General features: G+C 68.0%; 20 protein-coding genes. 12 read left to right on the top strand and 8 right to left on the bottom strand.

Annotated elements, in window-relative coordinates; genetic code table 11:
* Positions 1–49 precede the first annotated feature (49 nt).
* Entirely contained in the window at positions 50–1138 is a 1089-nt protein-coding gene (locus E3U25_RS12715; RefSeq protein ID WP_116222661.1) for an NAD(P)H-dependent flavin oxidoreductase, read from the bottom strand.
* A 323-nt stretch (positions 1139–1461) separates the two neighbouring features.
* Here E3U25_RS12715 and E3U25_RS12710 point away from each other — a divergent pair, with 323 nt between their 5' ends.
* Both E3U25_RS12710 and leuA read left to right on the top strand, forming a co-directional pair.
* Positions 1462–2682, top strand: a complete 1221-nt coding sequence (locus E3U25_RS12710) for an acetyl-CoA C-acetyltransferase (protein WP_116222660.1) — start codon at positions 1462–1464, stop codon at positions 2680–2682.
* Between the two features lie 499 nt (positions 2683–3181).
* Complete coding sequence (gene leuA / locus E3U25_RS12705; protein ID WP_036759985.1) at positions 3182–4891, top strand: 2-isopropylmalate synthase; 1710 nt, start codon at positions 3182–3184, stop codon at positions 4889–4891.
* 33 nt (positions 4892–4924) lie between these two features.
* Here the strand turns inward: leuA and E3U25_RS12700 are convergent, their stop codons facing one another.
* Genes E3U25_RS12700 through E3U25_RS12670 form a run of 7 tightly spaced genes read right to left on the bottom strand, consistent with a single transcriptional unit; the run spans position 4925 to position 11836 of the window.
* Positions 4925–6109 carry a CaiB/BaiF CoA transferase family protein gene (locus E3U25_RS12700; RefSeq protein WP_116222659.1) on the bottom strand — a complete coding sequence of 395 codons (1185 nt, stop codon included), beginning with the start codon at positions 6107–6109 and terminating at the stop codon, positions 4925–4927.
* A 45-nt stretch (positions 6110–6154) separates the two neighbouring features.
* Positions 6155–7333: an MFS transporter gene (locus tag E3U25_RS12695; protein ID WP_208861645.1), complete on the bottom strand. Its 1179-nt coding sequence runs from the start codon at positions 7331–7333 to the stop codon at positions 6155–6157.
* A 29-nt stretch (positions 7334–7362) separates the two neighbouring features.
* The gene (locus tag E3U25_RS12690; RefSeq protein WP_116222658.1) at positions 7363–8154 is read right to left on the bottom strand and encodes an enoyl-CoA hydratase-related protein; all 792 of its coding nucleotides are present in this window, start codon (positions 8152–8154) and stop codon (positions 7363–7365) included.
* A 1-nt stretch (position 8155) separates the two neighbouring features.
* On the bottom strand, positions 8156–8647 hold the full coding sequence (locus E3U25_RS12685) for a MaoC family dehydratase (RefSeq protein ID WP_052096235.1): 492 nt from the start codon (positions 8645–8647) through the stop codon (positions 8156–8158).
* Between the two features lie 20 nt (positions 8648–8667).
* Positions 8668–9540, bottom strand: a complete 873-nt coding sequence (locus E3U25_RS12680) for an HpcH/HpaI aldolase/citrate lyase family protein (RefSeq protein WP_036759974.1) — start codon at positions 9538–9540, stop codon at positions 8668–8670.
* 24 nt (positions 9541–9564) lie between these two features.
* Positions 9565–11055: a 3-hydroxyacyl-CoA dehydrogenase gene (locus E3U25_RS12675; protein ID WP_116222657.1), complete on the bottom strand. Its 1491-nt coding sequence runs from the start codon at positions 11053–11055 to the stop codon at positions 9565–9567.
* Positions 11056–11065: 10 nt separating this feature from the next.
* Positions 11066–11836 (bottom strand): enoyl-CoA hydratase-related protein, encoded by a 771-nt coding sequence (locus E3U25_RS12670; protein WP_036759977.1) that lies wholly within the window; start codon positions 11834–11836, stop codon positions 11066–11068.
* Between the two features lie 463 nt (positions 11837–12299).
* Between E3U25_RS12670 and E3U25_RS12665 the strand changes: the two genes are divergently transcribed.
* The 10 genes from E3U25_RS12665 (at position 12300) to E3U25_RS12620 (ending at position 23315) form a co-directional block, all read left to right on the top strand.
* The gene (locus E3U25_RS12665; RefSeq protein WP_116222656.1) at positions 12300–13805 is read left to right on the top strand and encodes an aldehyde dehydrogenase family protein; all 1506 of its coding nucleotides are present in this window, start codon (positions 12300–12302) and stop codon (positions 13803–13805) included.
* 64 nt (positions 13806–13869) lie between these two features.
* Positions 13870–15123, top strand: coding sequence for a CaiB/BaiF CoA transferase family protein (locus tag E3U25_RS12660; protein ID WP_116222655.1), 1254 nt, complete (start codon positions 13870–13872; stop codon positions 15121–15123).
* Between the two features lie 45 nt (positions 15124–15168).
* Positions 15169–16323 (top strand): CaiB/BaiF CoA transferase family protein, encoded by a 1155-nt coding sequence (locus tag E3U25_RS12655; RefSeq protein WP_116222654.1) that lies wholly within the window; start codon positions 15169–15171, stop codon positions 16321–16323.
* A gap of 312 nt (positions 16324–16635) precedes the next feature.
* On the top strand, positions 16636–17151 hold the full coding sequence (locus E3U25_RS12650) for a TRAP transporter small permease (RefSeq protein WP_140848450.1): 516 nt from the start codon (positions 16636–16638) through the stop codon (positions 17149–17151).
* Positions 17148–18437: a TRAP transporter large permease gene (locus tag E3U25_RS12645; RefSeq protein WP_116222652.1), complete on the top strand. Its 1290-nt coding sequence runs from the start codon at positions 17148–17150 to the stop codon at positions 18435–18437. Before E3U25_RS12650 ends, E3U25_RS12645 begins: the two co-directional genes overlap by 4 nt.
* Positions 18438–18528: 91 nt before the next feature.
* Positions 18529–19362: a thioesterase family protein gene (locus tag E3U25_RS12640; RefSeq protein ID WP_116222651.1), complete on the top strand. Its 834-nt coding sequence runs from the start codon at positions 18529–18531 to the stop codon at positions 19360–19362.
* A 79-nt stretch (positions 19363–19441) separates the two neighbouring features.
* Positions 19442–19663, top strand: coding sequence for a hypothetical protein (locus E3U25_RS12635; protein WP_116222650.1), 222 nt, complete (start codon positions 19442–19444; stop codon positions 19661–19663).
* A 389-nt stretch (positions 19664–20052) separates the two neighbouring features.
* A complete protein-coding gene (locus tag E3U25_RS12630; RefSeq protein ID WP_116222649.1) occupies positions 20053–20883 on the top strand; it encodes an oxidoreductase in 831 nt (276 codons plus the stop codon).
* 36 nt (positions 20884–20919) lie between these two features.
* A complete protein-coding gene (locus E3U25_RS12625) occupies positions 20920–21936 on the top strand; it encodes a TRAP transporter substrate-binding protein (RefSeq protein ID WP_116222648.1) in 1017 nt (338 codons plus the stop codon).
* A 254-nt stretch (positions 21937–22190) separates the two neighbouring features.
* Positions 22191–23315, top strand: coding sequence for a DcaP family trimeric outer membrane transporter (locus E3U25_RS12620; RefSeq protein ID WP_072464234.1), 1125 nt, complete (start codon positions 22191–22193; stop codon positions 23313–23315).
* Positions 23316–23323: the final 8 nt, after the last annotated feature.

Raw genomic sequence — 23323 nt, 5'->3', positions numbered from 1 at the left:
ATGCCCGTTCCGGCCGCGCGATCCCCGCGGCCGGAACGATGCCTGTTTCTCAGCCGAACTGAACCCGGTTTTGCAGGCTCGAAAGCTGCGCCACGGTTTCCTCGACCAGCCGCTCCAGCACCGCGCCCGCGGGCAGGATGTCGCGGATCACGCTGGACCCCTGCCCCGCCGGCAGCGCCTGGTGGTCCTTGAGGTCGGCGGCGGCGGCGGCAAAGCGCACCGGACCCTGCGCCTTGCGCTGCAAGGGATAGGGCAGCATCTCGTCCTCGTGGCCTTCCCAGACCTCGGTGTAGCGGTTCTTGATCTGGCGGACATAGAGGCCGTCGAACAGCAGCGAGCGGATGGTCTGGTCGTAATCGGCCTCGACGATGGACTGCTTGTAGTTCGGGCCCACGCTCGATTCCGGGGTGGCGATGAAGCGGGTGCCGACCCAGACGCCCTGCGCCCCCGCGGTCAGAAGGCCGGCGATCTGCGCGCCGTTGACGATGCCACCCGCCGCCACCACCGGCACGGTAGCGAATTCCAGCACCTCGGCCAGCAGGGTGTTCAGGCCCACGTCGCCGGTATGGCCGCCGCCCTCGGTGCCCTGCACCACCACCACGTCGGCGCCGTTGCGGATGGCCGAGCGGGCATGGCGGGCCGAGCCGACGACGCTGATCACCTTGACGCCGTTTTCATGGCAGGCCTCGACCGCCCATTTCGGCGTGCCGAGCGCGCAGGCCACCACCTCGACCTTGTGACGAAAGCAGATCTCCAGCTTTTCCTTGGCGTCCTCGATGCTCATGGCCTGGTCGTCGACCGGCTTCACCTCGACGCCCAGTTCCTCGATCTCCTTTTGCAGCCGTTCCAGCGGCTCGGGCATCTTGTCCAGCTGGACCTCGGACAGATCCTTGGGCGCGCGGGCGGGAAAGCCGATGTCGACGCAGAGCGGCTTGTCGGTGATGCTGCGCACCAGCTTGATCTCTTCCTCGACCCGCGCCGGCGTGGGCGAGATCGCGGCGATGGTGCCAAGCCCGCCCGCCTTGGACACGGCCGCGGCCAGCGGGCCGAAGGCGACCCCCCCCATGCCGGCCTGAAGGATCGGCACCTCGATGTTCAGCAGGTCGCAAAGCGGGGTGCGCAATTTCTTGTTCGCCATAGGACGAATCCTCCCAAAAGAAGCGGCGCGGGGCCGCGATGAACGATCCGGGCTTCGCGGCCCGGCTTGGCGGATGCACCGGCGCAAGGCGCCCGATTCTCTGCCGGAAATGCCGCGATCATGCCCTCCGCGGCACGATTTATATTTCGTATTGCGGAAGATGATTTCGTTCTATAGTTTATTCCTCGAGCCGTGGCAAGGGCGCAGTTGCCGCCGGACAGACGGAAAAGGGCGCCCCGCCATCGCGGCCAGGGAATTCGGAAGCGGCAACGGCTTGCGGCGGCAATCGCAGGCCAGACAAGCGTCAGGAGAAAGAACAAGCGATGAAACGGGTTGTGATTTGCGAGCCGGTGCGCACGGCGGTGGGCGGCTATGGCGGCATGTACAAGGGCGTTCCGGCCACGCATCTGGGCCGGACGGTGATCGAGGCGGTCCTGGCCCGCACCGGCATCGACCCGGAAAGGATCGACGACGTGATCTTCGGCCAGTGCTATCCCAATGGCGAGGCGCCGGCCATCGGCCGGGTCGTGGCGCTGGACGCCGGCCTGCCGATCCGCACGCCGGGCATCCAGATCGACCGCCGCTGCGGCTCGGGCCTGCAGGCGGTGATCGACGCAGCCATGCGGGTGCAGACCGGCGCGGCCGAGATCGTGCTGGCCGGCGGCTGCGAAAGCATGAGCCGCGCCGAATATTACACCGAGGACATGCGCTGGGGCACCGGCGGCCGCCCGGCGCAGCTGCATGACCGGCTGGCGCGCGGCCGCGTCACCTCGGGCGGCTATCGCTATCCGGTGCCGGGCGGCATGCTGGAGACGGCCGAGAACCTGCGCCGCGAATATGCGATCCCGCGCGAGGAGCAGGACGAGCTGGCGGTGAACTCGCATCTGCGCGCGGCCGCCGCGGCCGATGACGGCCGCTTCGCCGAGGAAATCGTGCCGGTCACGGTCAAGGACAAGGACAAGCGCAAGGGCGAGATCGTGCTGGACCGCGACGAACATGTCCGCCCCGACGTGACCCTGGAAAAGCTGGCCTCGCTCAGGCCGGTGATGCTGGGCTCGGACCCTGAATCGACGGTGACGGCCGGCAATGCCAGCGGCCAGAACGACGGCGCGGCGGTCTGCGTCGTCACCGACATCGACACCGCCGAAAAGCTGGGCCTGCGCCCCTATGGCGAGCTGGTGACATGGGCCGTGGCCGGGGTCGAGCCGCATCGCATGGGCATCGGCCCGGTGCCCTCGACCGCCAGGGCGCTGGCCCGCGCCGGGCTGGAGATGAAGGACATCGACCTGATCGAGCTGAACGAGGCTTTCGCCGCCCAGGCCCTGGCCTGCACCCGCGAATGGGGCTTCGGCAAGGCGGATTTCGAGCGGATGAACGTCAACGGCTCGGGCATTTCGCTGGGCCATCCGGTCGGCGCGACCGGCGTGCGCATCCTGACCACCATGCTGCGCGAGATGCGCCGGCGCGAGGCGCAATACGGGCTGGAAACCATGTGCATCGGCGGCGGCCAGGGCCTGACCGCGATCTTCAAGCGGGTCGCGTGAACCGCAAGCCGGGGCGGCATCTTCGCCCCGGCCCCCCAGGCTCGGCCTGCGATGAACCGGCCGCCGATCTGCTCGGCGACCACACTGGCCAGCGCCAGATTGCGCCGGATCGCGAGGACGTGGCGCGGGATGTCCAGCGCGCAGGAGCCGTTTTCGCGAACTGCGCAATCGGCTTTCGACCGTGGCCGGCATCTTCCGCGGCGGCCAGATGGTCGCCATCGTCCGCGCGCTGATCTCGGCGCTGTGGCTCTTGCGCTGGACGAGCCGACGGGGTGGCGCATCCGATCCGCGAGATCGCCGGCATGGGCGTGGCACCCTGCTGATCGAACAGAATGCCGAAATCGCGCTTTCCCTTGCGGATTACGGCCATGTCCTTGAAAACGGCCGCGTTACCCGGCAGGATCGCGCCGACGGCCTTGGGTCGATTCCGCCGTGCAAAACGCCGGTCTTGGCGTATGATCGCAAGGGAAAAGATGAATACCGCCTCGGAGGAATGCAGATGACCGCGCCAGCAAGCGCACCGGCCGGCATGGCCAACGCCCCGGTCAAATACGAGCCCTATCCCCGCATCGAACTGGCCGACCGCACCTGGCCGGACAAGCGGATCACCCAGCCGCCCACCTGGTGTTCCGTCGACCTGCGCGACGGCAACCAGGCGCTGGTGAACCCGATGGGCCAGGACCGCAAGGCGCGGATGCTGGCCCTGCTGCTCGACATGGGCTTCAAGGAGATCGAGATCGGCTTCCCCTCGGCCTCCGAGACCGATTTCGGCTTCACCCGCTGGGCGATCGAGCATGGCAACGTGCCCGAGGACGTGCGCATGCAGGTGCTGGTCCAGTGCCGGCCCGAACTGATCGCCCGCACCTTCGAGGCGCTGGAAGGCGCCAGATCGCCCATCGTGCATTTCTACAACTCGACCAGCGAATTGCAGCGCCGGGTGGTGTTCGAAAAGGACGTGGCCGGCATCAAGCAGATCGCCACCGACGCCGCCAAGCTGATCACCGACATGGCGGCGAAGGCCGGCGGCGATTTCCAGTTCGAATATTCGCCCGAAAGCTTCACCGGCACCGAACTGGAGGTGGCGCTGGAGATCTGCAACGCCGTGACCGAGATCGTCCGGCCCACGCCCGAGCGCAAGCTGATCCTGAACCTGCCCGCCACCGTCGAGATGTCGACGCCGAACCTTTATGCCGACGCCATCGAATGGATGGGGCGCAATCTCGACCGGCGCGATTCGATCACGCTGTCGCTGCATCCGCACAACGACCGCGGCACCGCCGTCGCCGCCACGGAACTGGCGCTGATGGCCGGGGCCGAGCGGGTCGAGGGCACGCTCTTCGGCAATGGCGAGCGGACGGGGAACGTCGACCTGGTGACGCTGGCGCTGAACATGTACACGCAGGGCGTCGATCCGGGGCTGGATTGCAGCGACATCAACCGGCTCAAGGACGTCTACGAATATTCCAACCAGATGCCGGTGGGCGAGCGCCACCCCTATGTCGGCGAATTGGTCTATACCGCCTTTTCCGGTTCACACCAGGATGCGATCAACAAGGGGATGAAGGCGCTGCGCAAGGCCAACAAGCCGCAATGGGAGGTGCCCTACCTGCCCATCGACCCGCAGGACCTGGGCCGCAGCTACGAGGCGATCATCCGCATCAACTCGCAATCGGGCAAGGGCGGCATCGCCTATGTCATGCAGGCCGACTATGGCTTCCACCTGCCGCGCGGACTGCAGGTCGAATTCGCCGGCGAGGTGCAGGCCGTGACCGATGCCGAGGGGACCGAGCTGACCTCGGAGCAGATCCACGGCCTCTTCACCCGGCACTATGTCGACCAGCCGGCGGGACGGCTGAAATTCGTCGACCACGTCACCATCCCCGCCATGTCGGCCGACAAGGGGCATCGCCGCCTGGTCGAGGCCACGATCCTGGACCGGGGCAATCCGGTCAAGATCTCGGGCTCGGGCACGGGGCCGGTCGATGGTTTCGTGCATGCCCTGTCGACCTGGCTCGGCACCGAGATCACCGTGGCGGATTATTCCGAACATTCGATCTCGGGCGGGTCGGATGCGAATGCGGTGTGCTACATGGTGATCGAGCATCCGCAGGGCAAAACCTGGGGCGTCGGGATCGACAGCAATATCGTCGCCGCCTCGCTGGCCGCGGTGGTGTCGGCGGTGAACCGCATCCTGCCGGGCCAGCGCTGAAGCATCGGGCAGGGCCGGCCGCCCTGCCCCTTCCTAGACGATGCCGTCGCCTCTGAGCCGGGCGATCTCGGCTTCGGAAATCCCCAGCTGGCCCAGCAGTTCATCCGTATGCGCGCCAAGCGCCGGGGCGGGGCGGACCGCGGTCGCATCCATGCCCGTGACCGTCGCCAGCGGCCGGGCGACGGGCAGCGGGCCCGGCAAGGCCGGGTGATCCATCCAGTTCAGGAACCCTTCGGCCAGGCCGAACTCGGGTTCCAGCACCTGCGCCGGGCGCAGCAGCCGCGTGACCGGGATGCGCGCGGCCTGCAGCGCCGCCATGCATTCCTCGACCGTGCGGGTGGCACACCAGGCGCCCATGATGCGGCTGAGTTCCTCGCCATTGTCGCCACGCAGGATGTCGGTGGCAAAGCGCGGATCGTCCAGCAATTCGGGGCGCCCGACCAGCCTGGCCCAGCGGCGGAACATGCCTTGCCCGATCACCTGGGTCAGCACCCAGCCGTCCCTGGTCGCGAACAGGTCCGAGGGCCCGGCGATGGGGCTGCGGTTGCCGGTCGGCACCCGGCTGCGGGCGCCGGTGGCTTCCTCCATCAGCATCGGCGTGGTCATGGTCAGCGCCGTGCCGATCAGCGAGGTCTCGACCAGGCTGCCCTGCCCCGTGCGCAGCTTGCGGATGATCGCGCCCAGCGTGCCATAGGCGCAACTGATCGCGGTGCCGTAATCGACATAGGAGGTCGCGGCACGGAACGGCTGGCCCGGCTGGCCCGACAGCCAGATCGCGCCGCTGACCGCCTGCCCGGTGCCGTCGAAGCCGCTGGCATTGCGGTTCGGGCCGGTCAGGCCCCAGGCCGTCGCCACGGTCAGGATGATGTCGGGCTTGACGGCGCGCAGGCTGTCGTAGTCCAGCCCCTGCTGCGCCAGCGCGGCGGGCGGGGCGTTGGCGATCACCACGTCCGCCGTCTCGACCAGCCGGCGGGCCAGCGCGCGGCCCTCGTCCCTGGTCAGGTCCAGCGTCAGCGACCGCTTGCCGCGGTTCGACTGCAGGAACAGCGCGCCCTCGCCCTCGGGCGTCACCGGCATCAGGTAGCGGTCGTCGGCGCCGGCAGGGGGCTCGATGCGGATCACCTCGGCCCCCATGTCGCCCAGCATGGCGGCGCAGAACGGCCCGGCGATGTAGCGGCCGAAATCCAGCACCCGGATACCGTCGAGAATGGTCGTCATGTCTGCGTGTCCTTCACGCAAGATCAGGTGGATGCGGGCGGTTCCTCATGGCTTTCGCGACAGCCCTATCGCCCCCAGCATCAGCAGGGCCAGCATCCAGGACATGACCGCGCCGCCCAGCCGGGCCGCAAGCAACCCCAGCCCCAGCGGCATCAGCGTCTGGATGACATTGGTCAGGGTCATCGACAGGCCGATGGCCTCGTTCACCCGGCGCGGCGGCGCGACGGAATAGATCACGCTCAGCACGAAAGGCACGCTCATGCCCAGCACCAGGCCCAGGGCGGCATTCAGCGCGGCAAAGGAGGCAAAGCCCGCCATGGCCGGCAGCGCGGCGTAAAGGATGGCGCCGACCCCCAGCATGGCCGAGATCGCGACATGCGCCCGGACATGGCGGCTGATCGGCCCGGTCAGCAGCCGCGAGACCACGGTGCCGATGGCGAAGGCGCCAAGCGCCAGCCCGGCCTGCGAGGCCGACATGCCGATCTCGGCCGCGTGCAGGGCGACGATGAAGGGAAAGATCGTCACCACGCTGCTGGTCACGCTGCTGACCGCCAGCCAGCGCATGAGGCTGGGCACCCGCACCAGCTCGCGGATGCGGGGCCGGGCCGCGGCCGCGTCGCGCAAGGTGGTCCAGCACGTGAACAGATGCCCCGGCAGCATCAGCCCGCAAAGCGCCAGGACGGCGAAGGTGCCGATCGACAGCACCGCCCAGTCCTTGCCGTAATGCTCCAGCGTGACGCCCGCGACCATGGGGCCGACGAACTGGAACACCGAATAGGCCGCGATCAGCAGGCCCAGGTTGCGGGTGCGCTGTTCGGGCGGGCCGATCTCGCCCACGGCGCGGGTGGTGGCCACATGGGAAAACACCGTGCCGCAGCCGATCAGCCCAGCCATGGCCAGCAGCATCGCCGGCCGGCCCCACAGGATCGGCAGCAGGCTGGCGACGCCGATCAGCAACGAGGCCAGCACCATCGGCACCAGCGTTCCCGAGCGATCCACCCACCGCCCGAAACCCACGTTGAAGACGATGGGCAGGGCGGTGAACATGGCGGCGATGAGCCCCACGAAACCGGGGCTCGCGCCCGCCTGCATGGCGATCATCGGCAGGATCAGCCGGGCCGTCATCAAGGGCGCGTTGTTCATGCAGCCGATGAACACCGTCAGCAGGAAGCCCCAAGGCCCGCCACCCTGCCGCGAGGCCATGGGCGGCAGGCTCTCATCCATCATCGCCGTCATGCGCCGCCTTTACCGCCCTACCATTGCCGGAAGTCCGGCTTGCGCTTTTCGCGAAAGGCGCGGCCGCCCTCCTTGGATTCCTCGGTGCGGTAGTAAAGGCTCAGCGCCTGCATCCCCAGCGCGCCGATGCCGCGGATATTCTCGCTGTCGGCGTTGAAGCTGCGCTTGGCGATGGCGATGGCGGTGGGGCTGTGGGCCATGATCTCGTCGCACCACCGGCGCACCTCGGCGTCCAGCTGGTCGTCGGGGACCACGGCATTCACCAGCCCCATCGCCAGCGCGTCCTGCGCCTTGTAGCGGCGGCACATGTACCAGATCTCGCGCGCCTTCTTCTCGCCCACGATGCGGGCCAGATAGGCGGTGCCGAAGCCGGGATCGACCGAGCCGACCTTGGGACCGACCTGGCCGAAGACCGCGTTCTCGGACGCAATGGTCATGTCGCAAAGCGTCGCCAGCACGTTGCCGCCGCCGATGGCATAGCCGCGCACCTTGGCGATGACCGGCTGCGGCACGTCGCGGATCAGCGATTGCAGATCCTCGACCGGCACGCCGATCACGCCGCGCCCGCCATAGCCGTCGCTGTCACCCTCGCCATGCGCCGACTGGTCGCCGCCGGTGCAAAAGGCGCGGCTGCCCGCGCCGGTCAGCACGATGACGCCGACATTCCTGTCGGCGCCGGCGCGGGTGAAGGCGTGGATCATCTCCTCGACGGTCTGGGCGCGAAACGCGTTCATCACCTCGGGGCGGTTGATGGTGATGGTGGCCGCCCCGGCCTCGACCTCATAGAGGATGTCCCGGTAATCGCCCATCTCAGGCGGCCTTTGCCGGGCGCTTGGACATCAGGCCCTGGCGGCGCAGGACGGCGACCGTCTCGCCGCGCTGATTGATGCCGCGATGCTCGAAATCGACGATGCCGGCATCGGGGCGCGACTTCGATTCGCGCCGGCCCAGGACTTCGGTCTCGACATAGATCGTGTCGCCGAAGAACACGGGCTTGGGGAACTTGATGTCCGAAAAGCCCAGGTTCGCGAGCGTCGTGCCCAGCGTGACGTCGGCGACCTGGATGCCGCAAAGCAGCGACAGCGTGAACATGCTGTTCACGATCCGGGTCTTGAACATCTGCGTCTTGCAATATTCCTCGTCCAGGTGCAGCCAGGCCGAGTTATGCGTCAGGGCGCTGAACAGCAGGTTGTCGGTTTCCGTCACGGTGCGGGTGATCGCGCTCTTGATCACCAGGCCCGGCTCCAGATCCTCATACCATTTCCCGGTGGCGAGGGCGGCGTAATCGACTTGATGCGACATGGTGGGTTCCTTTCGTTGGATTACTTGAACGAGCCGGCGAGTTCGATGATCTCGCGCGCGGTTTTCACATGGGCGATGTCGATATGCTCGCCGTCATACATGACCGAGGCGCGGCCCTGCGCCATCGCCGCGTCCAGCGCGTCGATCATGCCCTGGTAATAGGCGACCTCGTCGGCATCGGGGGTATAGGTGCGGTTCACCGTCTCGACCTGCATCGGGTGCAGCACCAGCTCGCCCGACATGCCCAGCTGGCGGTCCAGCCTGGAGGCCTTTTCCAGCCCCTCCAGATCCTTGATCTGCTGCCAGATGCCGCCGATCGGCTGCTTGCCGGCGGCGCGGGCGGCCATGACGACGCGCGATTTCAGGTAATCCGACTCGCGCCCGTCGGCGGTCCAGACGAAGCGCAGGGCACGGGCCATGTCGGCATTCTTGGCGGTGGCGCCGACGATGGCCGCGACGCGCGGATGCTCGGCGATCTCGAAGCACAGCTGCATCGAGCGCGCGGTCTCCAGCAGCGGGATCAGCTTGACGGTGCCGATCTCGATATTCGCCCGCGCCTCGGCCTCGGCGATCATGCACGATGCCATGTGGATGTCCTCGGGGCCCCAGGGCTTCGAGATCACCAGCCCCTCGACGCCGGGCTGCACCACGGCCAGGATGTCGTCGAGGTCGTAGATATGCGCGCTGCGGTTGATGCGCACCCAGATGCGATGGCCCTGCGCGACCAGCTCCGGGATCTTGCCGGCGACCAGGGCGCGGGCGGCCTGTTTCTCGGCATGGGGCACCGAATCCTCGAGATCGAGGATCAGCGCGTCGGCGCCGGCCTTGGCGCCTTTCTCCAGCATGGATTCCTTGTTGCCGGGGACGAAAAGCAGCGAGCGGATGGGTTTCATTCGGGTCTCCTCCTGAATGACGGTTTACGGCCGGGCCTGCAAAGGCAGGTCCAGGAATGCGCGGCGGCGCAGCCACAGGCTGGGGCGATAGCGGTCCGATCCGGTGACGGCTTGCAGGTTTTCCAGCGTCTCCAGCACCTTGCCCGCACCGATCCGGTCGCCCAGCTCCAGGGGGCCGAAGGGATAGTTCAGCCCCAGCTTCATCGCGGTCTCGATGTCGGCGGGCGAGCCGACGCCGGTCTGGGCCATTTCGCAGCCCAGGTTCACGATCATCGCCAGGATGCGCTGCGCGACGAAGCCCGGCGAATCCTGCACGATCTCGACCCGGTAGCCGACGGCGGCCAGCCACTCGGCGACGGGTTGCAGCGCGGTCGAGGCGACCGGCGGCGTCATCAGCGTCAGCACGCCGCGCTCGGCGCCCGAGAAATCCACCGCCACCACCCGCTCGGCCGGCAGGCGCAGGCGGGCGGCGACGGTGGTCGCATCCTCGCCCCAGGGGCTGACGAGGATCGGGTCGGCGTCAGCGGCACTTTCCAGCCCGCGCGCGGCCAGCGCATCGAAGCCCGGATGCGCCTCGGCGACATGGGCGCGGAAGGGGGCCCGGCCCGGCTCGGGCGGTTCGGGCGCGGCAGGCTTCGCCGCGCCTTCGGAATAGTCGTAGAAGCCGCGACCCACCTTGCGGCCGTAAAGCCCGGCCTCGAACATGCGCTCGTGGCGCGGGGCGGTCTTCAGGCGCGGGTCGTATTGATGGCCCTGGTGGATGAAGCCGGTGACGGGAAAGTTCACGTCGATGCCGGTCAGGTCCATCAGCGCGAAGGGCCCCATGCGAAAGCCGCAGCCCGCGGTCATGATCCGGTCGATCTGCTCGGGGGCGGCCACGCCTTCGGCCTCGATATGCAGCGCCTCGGTATAGAAGGCACGCCCGCCCAGGTTGACCAGGAAGCCCGGCCCGTCCTTGGCCACCACCGCGACCTTGCCCATGCGGCCGACCAGGTCGGTCGCCAGCTGCATGACCTCCGGGCGGGTCGCGGGGCCGGCGATGACCTCGACCAGCTTCATCAGCGGCACGGGGTTGAAGAAATGCATGCCACAGATGCGCTGACGATGCCGGCAGGCCCGGCCGATGGCGGCGATGGACAGCGACGAGGTATTCGAGGCCAGCACCGCCGTTTCCGGCACGACCTCTTCCAGCTGCCGGAACAGGGCCTGCTTGACCTCGAGGTTCTCGACGATGGCCTCGATCACCAGGCCCGCGGGGGCCAGATCGGCCAGGTCGCTTGCGATGCGCAGGCGGGACTTGGCATGGGCCGCGTCCTGCGCGCCCATCTGGCCCTTTTCGGCCAGCCGGTCCAGCCGGGCATGGATGTCGGCCTGGGCCTTGGCCAGGGCCTCGGGGCGGGTGTCGTAAAGCACGGTCTGAAAGCCGCTGGCCGCCAGCACCTGCGCGATGCCGGCGCCCATGATGCCGGCACCGATCACCCCGACGACGGACAGGCCAGAAACAGAATAAGTCATCGCAACCCCTTCATTTTCCGGTAAAGCTCGGCTCGCGCTTCTCAAGGAAGGCACCCATGCCCTCGCGCTGGTCGGCGGTGGCGAAAAGCATCTGGAACAGCCGGTTCTCGATCATCAGGGCGGTTTCCAGCGGGGCGTTGTCGCCGGCGCGGATCGCCTCGCGGATCGCCGTCACCGCCTTGGCGGGCTGCGCCGCGATCTTGCGCGCCAGGACGACCGAGCGTTCCATCACCTGATCGTCCGGCACGACTTCGGAAACGATGCCCATGGCCTCGGCCTGCGCGGCCGTGAAGGCCTCGCCCGTCAGCAGCCAGCGCAGCGCCCGCGCCTTGCCGGCCGCCCGCAGGAAGCGCTGCGTGCCGCCCGCGCCGGGCATGATGCCCACCCGCACCTCGGGCTGGGCGAAGATCGCCCCCTGCCCGGCCACGACCAGGTCGCACATCATCGCCAGTTCGCAGCCGCCGCCCAGGGCATAGCCGCGCACCGCCGCGATCAGCGGCTTGCCGCAGGCGTCGCAGGCGCGGCGCATCACCGCCAGATCCTCGAACCGCGGGTCCAGCGGCACCATGTCGGCCAGTTCGCCAAGATCGGCCCCGGCCGCAAAGGCCCTTTCATCGCCGCCGATGACGATGGCCCGGATGTCGTCGTCGGCATCCAGCGCCTGGACGGCATCCGCGACGCCCTTGCGCAGGGAAATGCTCAGCGCGTTGCGCCGGGCGGGACGGTTCAGCAGGACCAGCCCCACCCTGCCTTCCAGTTTCTCGACTTGCACTTCGGACATGATGCCTCCGCTTGAACCTCCACGCCCCCGAGGCGCCGAAGACGCCCCTTTCGTTTTCCGGGGTCACTTTTCCGGTGAATCCCATCCGGGCCGCAGGGAACGCGGGATCATTCCGGCGCCCGTTCATCACCATATATTTCGAAATCATCTTCTGCAATGCAAAACTAAGATCAAGTGAAATCCCGCCTCACTTTGCAGAATTTAGTATTGCATAGCGGAATATCTACAGGCAATCTTGCAATCAAGCGGAAATCGTCGGGCATGCGATTCGCAAGAACGCAAGCGCCGGCGCATCCGTTTGCGCGCCGATTACGGCCAAGGATCACGGGCGGGCGCGGCTCGCAGCAGGCCGGAGGATCTCGGGGAGGGATCATGGATCTGTCGCAAGGCAGCCGCCTTCGACGCCCCGGCCCGCTGATCACCGCGGCGGCCAAGGCCCCGCATCCGAACATGGGAGGACAGGATGACACTCGCGAACCAAGCCGATCTGCAAACCGAACACCCCGGCATGAAGGCCGCGCGCCGGTGGCTTGCCGGCGGCGCCAAGAAGCTGCTGATCGACGGCAACTGGGTCGAGGCGCAATCGGGCAGGACCATCGAGGTGCTGAACCCCGCGACCGAGGAAGAGCTGGCCCGCATCGCCGAGGGCGACAAGGCCGATGTCGATGCCGCCGTCGCCGCCGCGCGCCGCGCCTTCGACGCGCCGGAATGGAAGGGCATCTCGCCCCATGCCCGCACCCGCGTGCTGCTGGCCATCGCCGATGCGGTAGAGCGCCACAAGGACGAGCTTTCTGCGCTGGAGACGCTCGACAACGGCATGCCGACCTGGTTCAGCGGCGCGGCGGTGAACATGTGCATCGACGCCATCCGCTATTACGCCGGCTGGCCCAGCAAGATCCTGGGCACCACCAACCCGACCGATGCCTCGAACTTCATCTATACCCTGCGCGAGCCGGTGGGGGTCTGCGGCCAGATCAACCCCTGGAACGTGCCGCTGCTGCTGGTCGCGCTGAAGATCGCGCCGCCCCTGGCCTGCGGCAATACCGTGGTGCTGAAACCCTCGGAACTGGCCTCGCTGACCTCGCTGCGCATCGCGGAACTGGCTCAGGAAACCGGGCTGCTGCCGCCGGGCGTGCTGAACGTCGTGACCGGCTATGGCCAGACCGTCGGCGCGGCGATTTCCGAACATCCCGGCATCGACAAGGTGTCCTTTACCGGCTCGACCGCGGTCGGGCGCTCGATCCTGCTGGCCTCGGCCGGGAACTTCAAGCGCGTGACGCTGGAGCTGGGCGGCAAGTCCCCGAACATCATCTTTCCCGATGCCGACATGGACAAGGCGATCGCGGCGGCGGTGAACGGGTTCACCCGCAATTCCGGGCAGATCTGCTCGACCGGCAGCCGGCTCTTCGTGCATGAAAGCATCCATGACGAGGTCGCGCAGGAGATCAGCCGCATCGCCGGCGGGCTGAAGGTCGGCTCGCCCTTCGACGCCGACACCAAGCTGGGCCCGGTGATCTCGGCCACGCAGCGCCAGCGGATCATGGGCTATGTCGATTCCGGCAACCAGGACGGCGCCAGCCTGATGACCGGCGGCTGCACCCTGGGCGAGCGCGGCTATTACGTCGCGCCCACGGTGTTTTCCGGCGTGACCAACCGGATGAAGATCGCGCGCGAGGAAATCTTCGGCCCGGTCGTGGCGATCATCCCCTTCAAGGACGAAGAGGACGCGGTCTTCCAGGGCAACGACAGCACCTATGGCCTGGCCGCCGGTATCTGGACCCGCGACATCGGCCGCGCCCACAAGGTCGCCCGCGCCATCCGCGCCGGCCGCGTCTGGATCAACACCTTCGGCGAGACCGACCCGGTGATGCCCTTCGGCGGCTTCAAGCAATCGGGGATCGGGCGCGAGTTCGGCATCGATTCGATCATGGCCTATACCGAGACGAAATCGGTGCAGGTCCGCTTCTGACGGCCGCAAACCGCCGCCGGATTGAACCGCCCCGCAAGGGGCGCAGAGAACGAAAGACGACGCCATGACCGACCTGAACACCGCCGCCGCCGGATTGTCCTCGATGCTGGGCATGCGCCCGCTGGAGGGCATCCGCGTGCTGACCGTCGAGAATTTCCTGGCCGCGCCCTATTGCTCGATGTGGCTGGCCGATGCCGGGGCCGAGGTGGTCAAGGTCGAGACCCGCGACGGCGGCGACATGGCACGCCGGACCAGCCCGGTCCGGCAGGACGCCCAGGGCAACCCACGCGGGTTGTCGCTGCTGCGCTCGAACCGCAACAAGAAAAGCATCACGCTGGACCTCAAGCACCCCGAGGGCAAGGCGCTGTTCACCGAACTGGCCAAAGAGGCCGACATCGTGGTCGAGAACCTGCGCGCCGGGGTGATGGACCGGCTGGGCATCGGCTATGCCGAGCTGAGCCGGATCAACCCCAAGCTGATCTATGTCGCCATCTCCGGCTTTGGGCAAAAGCATGTCCTGCCCAGCCCCTTTATCGACTATCCCGCCTTCGACATCGTCGGCCAGGCGCTGAGCGGGCTGATGAACCGGCCCGAGCGCCAGGGCGACCGCCCGACCTACCTGGGCTTCTCGCTGGCCGACATCGAAGCCGGGATCCTGGGCGCCTATGGCGCGCTTCTGGCGCTCATCCAGCGCGGGCGCACCGGCAAGGGACAGATGATCGACATCTCGCTCTACGACGCCTGCCTGATCCTGAACGAGATCTCGGTGGCGATGTATTCGGGCCAGAAGACCAAATCCGCGCCGGGCCTGCATGCGGTGACTGCCCCCTTCGGCAGCTACGAGACGAAGGACGGCTATATCGTCATCGCGGTGCTGGGCGAGCATATCTGGCACCGCTTCTGCGAGGCGATCGGCATGCCCGGCCTCAAGGACGATCCGCGCTTCAAGGACGGCGTGTCGCGCAACCGCGAGAACGCGGCGCTGACGGCCGCCATCTCGCCCTGGCTGCTGGCCCGCACCCGGCGGGAGGCGCTGGACACGCTGCTGGCGGCGGGGGTTCCGGCGGCGGCGGTGAACGATGTCGAGGACGTGTTCGACTGCCCGCATGCCGCCGCGCGCGAGATGCTGGTCACGCTGGACGATCCGGTCTGGGGCAAGGTGCAGGTGGTGGGCAACCCGGTGAAGATGTCCGGCGTGCCGCCCATCGAGACCCGCCTGCCCCCGGCGCTTGGCGAGAATACCGACGAGGTGCTGCATGGCTGGCTGGGCGTGGACGACGCCCGCATCGCCGAACTGCGCGCGCGCAACGTGATCTGACCCCGCGGGCCTGGCTGCCTGCGGCAAAGCAAAGGGAATAGCGACATGACACAAGCAAAGGGGCCGCTGGCCGGGGTAAGGATCGTTCTGCTGGGCGGCATCGGGCCCTCGCCCTTCTGCGGGGCGCTGCTGTCGGACCTGGGCGCCGACGTGGTGCGCATCGACCGCCTCACCGCGACCGACGGCGGCTTGCCGGTCGATCCGCGCTTCAACCTGCTCAACCGCGGCCAGCGCAGCATCGCCATGGACCTGAAAAAGCCCGAGGCGATCGCGGCGGTCATGCGGCTGGTGGCCGGCGCCGATGCCGCGATCGAGGGCTTTCGCCCCGGCGCGGCCGAGCGGCTGGGCATCGGCCCCGACGCCTGCCTGGCGGTCAACCCCCGCCTCGTCTACGGCCGCATGACCGGCTGGGGCCAGGACGGCCCGCTGGCGCAGGAGCCGGGGCACGACATCAACTACATCTCGCTGACGGGCGTGCTGCACGCCATCGGCCGTGCGGGCGAGGCGCCGGTCCCGCCCCTGAACCTGGCCGGGGATTTCGGCGGCGGCTCGCTCTACCTGGCGCTGGGGCTGCTCAGCGGCATCATCGAGGCCCGCAGGTCCGGCAAGGGCCAGGTCGTCGATGCGGCCATGGTCGATGGCTCGGCCTCGCTGATGGGGCTGATCTACGGCATCCATGCCGCGGGCTATTGGCAGGACCGCCGCGGCGTGAACCGGCTGGACGGCGGCGCGCCCTTCTACAACGTCTACGAGACCGCGGACGGCAGGCATGTCAGCATCGGCGCCAACGAGGAACGGTTCTATGCCAATGCCGTCAGGCTGCTGGGACTGGAGGATGCCGGCCTGCCCGACCAGCACGACCAGTCGGGCTGGCCCCTGATGCGCGAGAAATTCGCCCAAGCCTTCAAGACCCGGACCCGCGACGAATGGGTGGCGCTGGCCGCCGGCAAGGAAGCCTGCATCACGCCGGTCCTGTCGCTCTCCGAGGCGCCGCAGGCGCCGCACCTGCGGGCGCGGGGCACCTTCGTCGAGGTCGAGGGCGTGACCCAGCCCGCCCCGGCGCCGCGGTTCAGCCGCACGCCCGGCGCGATCCAGCGCCCGCCCGCGCGGCCCGGCCAGCATTCGGACGAGATCCTCGGCGACTGGGGCTTTTCGGCCGCGGAGATCGACGGGCTTCGCCGCGCCGCGGCCGTCGGCTGACAGCTTGTCCGGGCAGCAAGTAATTTCGCTATGCGATACTTATTTCTGCTTGACGGATTACCTTGCCCGCATGTAGCTTTTGCAGCAGGGAGAGCGTGGCATCGCGCAAGGGATCGCAGCCCGTCGGAGGATCGGCAAGGCGCCGGCGTGCCATTCCATGCTTTTGAAAGGAACTGACGCAGGACGACGTCAGCCCGCGAACCGGAGGCCGCTGCCTTCCGACCAGTCGATCGGAGCCCTGCATCAATCACAATCACCCGGCCATGCCCCGCGCCTGGCCGCTTCAAGGGGGGAGTTTCGTTGGGAAACGTCTTGTCTTGGCTGGAGCGACTTAGCCTGTCGCTCGCAGTCTTGTCCGTCACCCTGATCATGTTCATCGTGTCCTATGATGCGTTCTCGCGCTATGCGCTGCACGCGCCCTTGCCCTGGGCCTATGAGCTGATCACCTATTACCTGATGCTGGCCGGCACCTATTTCGCGGTCTCGGCCACCTTCACCGCCGGCGACCACATCAATATCGACCTGTTCCGCCATCTCATCGCCCCGCGCCTGCGGGCGCGGCTGGATGCGCTGTGGTCGCTGCTGGGCGTGGTGATCTTCGGCATCGTCGCCTACGGGTCGTGGAGCGAGATGGCCCATGCCTACAGCCGCAACGAATTCCTGCCCGGTTACATCACCTGGCCGGCCTGGATGTCCTACCTGCCCATCGTGCTGGGCTTTGCCCTGCTGGTGGTGCGCATGGCGCTGCATGCCGCGCTGCTCATCGTCCATGGCCGCGACCCCCATGTCATCGAACATGGCAACGAACTCGAGGAGCATCACGAATGATCACCGGAACCATCCTGCTCCTGATGTTCGTGCTGCTGGCGGCGGGCATGCCGGTGGGCTTTACCCTGATCGCCTCGGGCGCGCTTGGCATCTACTGGATCGGCGGCGGATCGGCGCTGCTCGGCATCCTCTCCAGCATGCCCAAGGACAGCGCCTCGTCCTATGAATTCCTCGCCATCCCGATGTTCCTCTTGATGGCCGAATTCGTGCTGCGCTCGGGCGTCGCCGACGACCTGTTCCAGGCCGCGGCCGCGTGGTTCGGCCGCGTCCGCGGCGGGCTCGGCATCGCAACCGCGCTCGCCGGCGCAGGCTTCGGCGCCATCTGCGGATCCTCGACCGCATCCGCCGCCACGCTCGCCTCGACCTCGCTGCCGGCCATGCTGAAATACGGCTACGACAAGCGCATGGCATCGGGCGTCGTCGCCATCTCGGGCACGCTCGCCATGCTGATCCCGCCCTCGATCGCCATGGTGGTCTATGCGCTGCTGGCCGATGTCAGCGTCGCCAAGATGCTCATCGCCGGCGTCGTGCCCGGCATCCTCGTCACCCTCACCATCGCGCTGACCGTCTATGTCCTGGCCGCGCGCAACCCCGAGCACGCGCCGCTGAGCCAGGCCTTCCCGCTGCGCGAAAAGCTGGCGCTGCTGCGGCTGATCCTGCCCATGGTGCTGCTGATGCTGGTCGTCACCGGCGCCATCTACACCGGCATCACCACGCCGACCGAGGCCTCGGCCGTCGGCGCCTTCGCCGCGGGCCTGCTCTATCTCAGCCGCCGCCACAAGGACACCTCGCTCGCCGAGATCTACGCCATCATCGCCCGCGCCACCCGCACCTCCTGCATGCTGGCGATCATCATCCTGGGCGCGCATGTCTTCACCACCTTCTTCGCGCTGACCCAGACCACCGCCATGATCATCGACTGGGTCGGCGCGCTCGAGGTCAACCGCTGGGTCATCATGGTGCTGCTGATCGTGGTCATCCTGATCCTGGGCTGCTTCATGGACCAGATGGCGATCCTGGTGCTGACCGTGCCGGTGCTGGCGCCGCTGCTGACCTCGATGGGCTTCGACCTGGTGTGGTTCGGCGTGGTGCTGATCGTCACCGCCGAGGTCGGGCTGGTCACGCCGCCCTTGGGGCTCAACTGCTTCGTGGTGTCGAAATACGCCCGCATCCCGACCGGCGACGTGTTCTGGGGCGTGCTGCCGCATGTCTGGGCCCATCTCATCGCCATCGCCATCATGCTGGCCTTCCCCGCCATGGTCATGTGGCTGCCGAACCACATGTGACGAGGGCCCGAAACCGAAACCGCGGGCGCCCCGGCATGCCGGGGCGCGCGCACACTGCCCGAGAACCGAGGAAAGGCTGGAAAACACCGGCATGGATGACAACACCGACCCGGCCGCATTCGCCGTCCCGACATTGCAGACCCGCGTCGAAAGCTGGGAATGCGACTTCAACGACCACTGGAACGCCCGCTACTATTCCCGCAGCTTCCAGATGGCGGCCGAGACCGTCGCGGCGCTGGCCGGCGGCGAAAATCCCGGCATGGCGGCCATCGCCCTGCGCGTGATCCGCTTTCACCGGGAACTTCGCGCCGGCGCCGCGGTCGAAATCCGCTCGCTGCGGGTGGCGGATGGCCCCCATGCCGGTGCCGCGGTCCATCTGCTGTCCAGCGCCGGCGCGCTTTCGGCCACCGCCTTCGACCTGCCCGGCACCGGCGCAAGCCGCCTGCCGGCCATCCGGTCCGGCCTGCTGGCCACGGCCCTGCCGCGCGGCGACATCCTGGCCAAGCTGGCGGCGACGAGCCGGCCGGGCGACCACCTGACCATGTCCGGCCCGGTGCGTCCCGACGACCTGGACCACAGGGGCGCGCTGCTTTACGAAACCATCATCCGGCGGGTCGGCCACGGCATGTATGACCGGCTGGCCCTTGCCGGCCTGACGCCGGAGTTCACCCGCGACACCGGGATCGGCCGGATGGCGGCGCAAAGCTCGGTCCGGCCCGTCCACCGGCCCTGCCCGCCCGGAACCGTCCTGCGCGTCCGCTCGCGCATCTCGCAGGTGGGCGCAAAGATCTTCTCCACATGGCATTGCCTGGAAGCCGCGGATGGCACGGCGCTGGCCCATATCGCGCATGACATGCTTGCCGTCGACCTGGAGCGGCGCCGCGCCGTCACCCCGCCCGCCTTCCTGCAGGATGCGGTCGGCTGAGAAGGCGGCCGCCGCAGGCCCAGATTACCGGCCCGGCCACGCGCCTCGCCCGCCTTTCGGCCCTTCGCAACCGGGTCGCATGGTGCGCAGCGGCGGGGTGGCGACCAGCCCGGTGCAGGCCGGGCTGGGCATGACCATCCAGCCCGAATGCCTGATCTATCGCGACAGGCTTGGCGAGGTCGCGGTCGTGCGGCGGGACGAGCCCTGGGCCAAGCGCCCGATCCTGATCACCCCCGCCCAGGGCAGGGTGCCGGGGCGCGCGGCTGATGGCGCAGCCTCTGGATCGCCCGCCTCGGCCTGATCGCGGCCTCCAGGTTTTCCCGATAGCCTGCATCGCTTCGGCCTGCCGAGATTGTTCTGGCCTACAGCGCGGCATTTCCACGAAAATCGGTGGCGATACCAGACGCAGGGGCGGGACCGGCCCCTGTACATGAAAATCGCGACGATCCGCGAAGCGGGAGGAAACGACATGAAACCGAGCAGCCTGGCGCTGGCCGCCGCTTCCTGCTTCCGACCCCGGCGGCAGAGGGCAAGCCGTCGTGCCGGCTAGGTTTCCTCACCCGCCAATTTGCAAGAACAAATTCTGCACAGCAAAATTAACTGTTGATTCGCGAAACGATTCTGCTAATCAATCTGTCCAGGGACGCAAGCCGGCTGGAAACGCCTCGGCACGCCTCGGGGAGGGATGAAATGAAAACCTGGCTGATCACCGGCGCCGACAAGGGGCTGGGCCATTCGCTGGCACAGTCCGCGCTGGCGCAGGGCGACAATGTCGTCGTCACCGTCCTGGCCGCAGACGGCCAGAGCCCGCTGGCCCAGGCATTCCCGGACCGTTGCCGGTCCTTTCACCTGAACGCCGCCGACCATGCCCGCTTTCCCGCCGTCGTCGCCAAGGCCGAGGCGGCCTTCGGCGGCATCGACGTGCTGGTGAACAATGCCGGCTACGGCCTGGCCTCGACCGCCGAGGAAACCCCGGCCGAGAAATACCGCCCGCTCTTCGACGTGAACTTCTTCGGCACCACCGAGATGGTGCGCGCCGTGCTGCCCGGCATGCGCAAGCGCCGGCGCGGCCATGTCATCAACTTCTCCTCGATGGTCGGCTTCGCGGCCGCGCCGGGCTTCTCGTTCTACAGCGCGGCGAAATTCGCGGTCGAGGGCTATTCCGAGGCGCTGGCCAAGGAGGTGGCGCCCTTGGGCATCAAGGTGACGATCGTCGAGCCGGGCGGCTTTCGCAGCGATTTCGCCGGGCCGTCGCTGGATACCAGATTCTCGCAGATCGAGGATTACGCCGAGCTGGGCGCGGCGCTGCGCGGCTATACCGCGGCGCGGCACGGCAAGCAGCCCAACGATCCGGCGCTGCTTGGCCCCGCGCTCTGCCGCATCGCCGCCGAGGCCGAGCCGCCCCTGCGCCTGCCGCTGGGCCGGGACGCGCTCGACTACATCCGCGCCGACATCGCCCAGGTCCTGGCCGAGTTGGAGCGCTGGGAAGACATCGCAGGCTCAACAACCAGAGAGCCCTGAAAAGGGGCCGCATCGCGACAACAATGGGAGGTCGTCATGTCGCACAAGTGTTTCGGTTTCATGGTCGCAGCCATGATGTCGGTGTCCGCACCGGCCATGGCGCAGGAAACCACCTTCAAGTTCGCGCATTTCCTGCCCGCCAGCCATCTGATGTGGGAGGAAGGCGGCAGGATCTTTACCGATGCGGTGGTCGAGGCAAGCGGCGGGACGGTGAAATGGAACGTCTATCCCGCCGCCCAGCTGGGCAAGGATTCGCTGGCGGTGCTCAGCGCGAACCTGGCCGATGTCTCGCTGATCGCGCCCTCCTATGCGCAGGAGAAGTTCCCGCTGAGCGCGGTGGTCGAGCTTCCCGGCGGCTATTCCACCTCTTGCGAAGGCACCGCGAAATTCTGGCACCTGAGCCAGCCCGGCGGCTTCCTGGCACAGGAAGAGTTCGACGCGCTCGACATCCATCCGCTGTTCGTGCTGACGCTGTCGCCCTACAAGGTCATGACCTCGCAAAGGCAGGTCGAGCGGCTGGAAGACATGGCCGGCCTCAAGCTGCGCGTGACCGGCGAGGCCATGGACAAGACCGTGCGCGCCCTAGGCGGCGTGCCCGTCCGCATCCAGTCCAGCGAGATGTATGATTCGATCAGCCGCGGCACGGTCGACGGCGCGCTTTACCCCTTTGGCGGCGTCACGCCCTACAAGCTGGAAGAGGTGCTGCACAACGCCGTCGGCGGCCCCCGGCTGGGCTCGGGCATCGTGATCTACGCGATGAGCAAGAAGGGCTGGGACCGGCTGCCCGAGGACATGAAGGCCATCTTCACCGAGGCGGCCGCCATGGCCCAGGAGGCGGCCTGCGCGGCGCAGGATCGCGAGGACAGCCAGATCCGCGACCAGATCGTCGCCGATGCCGGCTTCAAGGCGATGGACCTGCCCGCCGAGGAAAGCGCCCGCTGGGACGCGGCGCTGGAGCCGGTCGTCCAGGACTGGGCGGCGCGGATGGACGCGCAGGGCAAGAAAGGCTCGCAGGCGCTGGAAGCCTATCGCGCCGCAAGCCCCGAATTCTGAAAACCGCGGTCCCCCCGACCCTTCCGGGGCCAGGGGGACCGCATGGCCAGGCCTGCCTGTCCCGGACGCTTCCCCGCCGCGGGGAATGACGGGGGCAGGCAAAGCGCCCGGCCCGCCGCAGGACGGCACCCTGTCCGGCCTTCCCCACGGGATCGCCGCGGGTCGCCTGCCGGCACAGCCCATCGTTCGAAATCCCGCAACCGGCCGCACCTGCCGTGCGGCGCGATGCATCACCAGGCTCAGGGAGGAGCACCATGAAGAAGACCCATATCGGCGGGCTTGGCCTCGCCGCGCTGGCGGCCGGGCTTGCCGCCCTGCCCGCCGCCGCGCAGACGCTGGAGGACCGCGTCGCCGCGCTCGAGGCGCGCCAGGCCCAGCCGGCCGGCCTGACCACGCCCACCGGCTTCACGCTGAACTTCTACGGCTACGTCAAGGGCGACCTGATCTACGACAACAGCCACGACCTCGGCATCCATTCGGGCGGCATCGCCGGCATCACCGCCGCCAGCACCGAGGATTCCGCCAGCCGCGCCCATGCCTACCAAAGCCGCATCGGCATCCGCGGCGCCCAATCCACCGACATGGGCGAGCTGAAGTTCAACCTCGAGGGCGACTTCCTGGGCGGCGGCGGCGGCACCTTCCGCCTGCGCCACGCCTTCGGCGAGCTGAACGGCCTGCTCGCCGGCCAGACCTGGAGCCTGTTCACCCCGGTGGGCGAGCTGCCGGCCTTCATCGACGCCAACGGCCAGACCGGCGCCCCGGCCTATCGCGTCGGCCAGGTCCGCTATACCGCCGAGTTCGGCGACACCTCGGCCGCGCTCTCGCTCGAAGAGGACAACTCGGCGCTCAAGGACCGCGTCGCCATCGCCGCCGCGGTGACGCAGAAATTCGCGCAGGGCAGCGTGAAGCTGGCCGCGATCTCGCGCAGCCTGGAGCATCCGGTCAACGGCGTCGAATCCAGCTGGGGCGCGACGATCAGCGCCAATGCCAAGCTGTGGCAGGGCGGGCTGATCCAGGCCTCCTACACCCAGGGCGACGGCATTTCCTCGCTGCTGCCGGCCTGGAGCGCGACCTATGCCCCCGAGCTGGACGCGAATGGCCAGGCCATCGGCGCCAAGGGCTACGGCATCGCGCTGAGCCATGCGATCACCCCGCAATTCGAGATCGGCGCGGGCTATGGCGTCAACGACTACGACGATCATGCCGGCGCGGCCGCGGACGGCACCGACAAGCTGAGCGCGGTGCATCTGAACGTCAAGTACAAGCCGGTCAAGCCGGTGACGCTGGGCCTGGAATACATCAGGGCCGAGCGCCGCCAGTTCGACGGCGCCAGGTTCGACAACGACAGGATCCAGTTCGCCGCGCAATACAGCTTCTGAAAATAGGC

Source organism: Paracoccus versutus, from assembly GCF_029909795.1.
GTDB lineage: Bacteria > Pseudomonadota > Alphaproteobacteria > Rhodobacterales > Rhodobacteraceae > Paracoccus > Paracoccus versutus.
Note: the sequence above shows the minus strand (reverse complement) of the source record. Positions and strands in the feature narration are given on the sequence as shown.

Bases quoted from the DNA above. Each gene is read 5' to 3' on its own strand.
- E3U25_RS12645 (WP_116222652.1), top strand. From the start codon at position 17,148: ATGATCACCGGAACCATCCTGCTCCTGATGTTCGTGCTGCTGGCGGCG.
- E3U25_RS12715 (WP_116222661.1), bottom strand. From the start codon at position 1,138: ATGGCGAACAAGAAATTGCGCACCCCGCTTTGCGACCTGCTGAACATC.
- E3U25_RS12690 (WP_116222658.1), bottom strand. From the start codon at position 8,154: ATGGGCGATTACCGGGACATCCTCTATGAGGTCGAGGCCGGGGCGGCC.
- E3U25_RS12695 (WP_208861645.1), bottom strand. From the start codon at position 7,333: ATGGATGAGAGCCTGCCGCCCATGGCCTCGCGGCAGGGTGGCGGGCCT.
- E3U25_RS12665 (WP_116222656.1), top strand. From the start codon at position 12,300: ATGACACTCGCGAACCAAGCCGATCTGCAAACCGAACACCCCGGCATG.
- E3U25_RS12700 (WP_116222659.1), bottom strand. From the start codon at position 6,109: ATGACGACCATTCTCGACGGTATCCGGGTGCTGGATTTCGGCCGCTAC.
- E3U25_RS12670 (WP_036759977.1), bottom strand. From the start codon at position 11,836: ATGTCCGAAGTGCAAGTCGAGAAACTGGAAGGCAGGGTGGGGCTGGTC.
- E3U25_RS12630 (WP_116222649.1), top strand. From the start codon at position 20,053: ATGAAAACCTGGCTGATCACCGGCGCCGACAAGGGGCTGGGCCATTCG.
- E3U25_RS12685 (WP_052096235.1), bottom strand. From the start codon at position 8,647: ATGTCGCATCAAGTCGATTACGCCGCCCTCGCCACCGGGAAATGGTAT.
- E3U25_RS12625 (WP_116222648.1), top strand. From the start codon at position 20,920: ATGTCGCACAAGTGTTTCGGTTTCATGGTCGCAGCCATGATGTCGGTG.
- E3U25_RS12635 (WP_116222650.1), top strand. From the start codon at position 19,442: ATGGTGCGCAGCGGCGGGGTGGCGACCAGCCCGGTGCAGGCCGGGCTG.
- E3U25_RS12620 (WP_072464234.1), top strand. From the start codon at position 22,191: ATGAAGAAGACCCATATCGGCGGGCTTGGCCTCGCCGCGCTGGCGGCC.
- E3U25_RS12710 (WP_116222660.1), top strand. From the start codon at position 1,462: ATGAAACGGGTTGTGATTTGCGAGCCGGTGCGCACGGCGGTGGGCGGC.
- leuA (WP_036759985.1), top strand. From the start codon at position 3,182: ATGACCGCGCCAGCAAGCGCACCGGCCGGCATGGCCAACGCCCCGGTC.
- E3U25_RS12675 (WP_116222657.1), bottom strand. From the start codon at position 11,055: ATGACTTATTCTGTTTCTGGCCTGTCCGTCGTCGGGGTGATCGGTGCC.
- E3U25_RS12655 (WP_116222654.1), top strand. From the start codon at position 15,169: ATGACACAAGCAAAGGGGCCGCTGGCCGGGGTAAGGATCGTTCTGCTG.
- E3U25_RS12680 (WP_036759974.1), bottom strand. From the start codon at position 9,540: ATGAAACCCATCCGCTCGCTGCTTTTCGTCCCCGGCAACAAGGAATCC.
- E3U25_RS12660 (WP_116222655.1), top strand. From the start codon at position 13,870: ATGACCGACCTGAACACCGCCGCCGCCGGATTGTCCTCGATGCTGGGC.
- E3U25_RS12640 (WP_116222651.1), top strand. From the start codon at position 18,529: ATGGATGACAACACCGACCCGGCCGCATTCGCCGTCCCGACATTGCAG.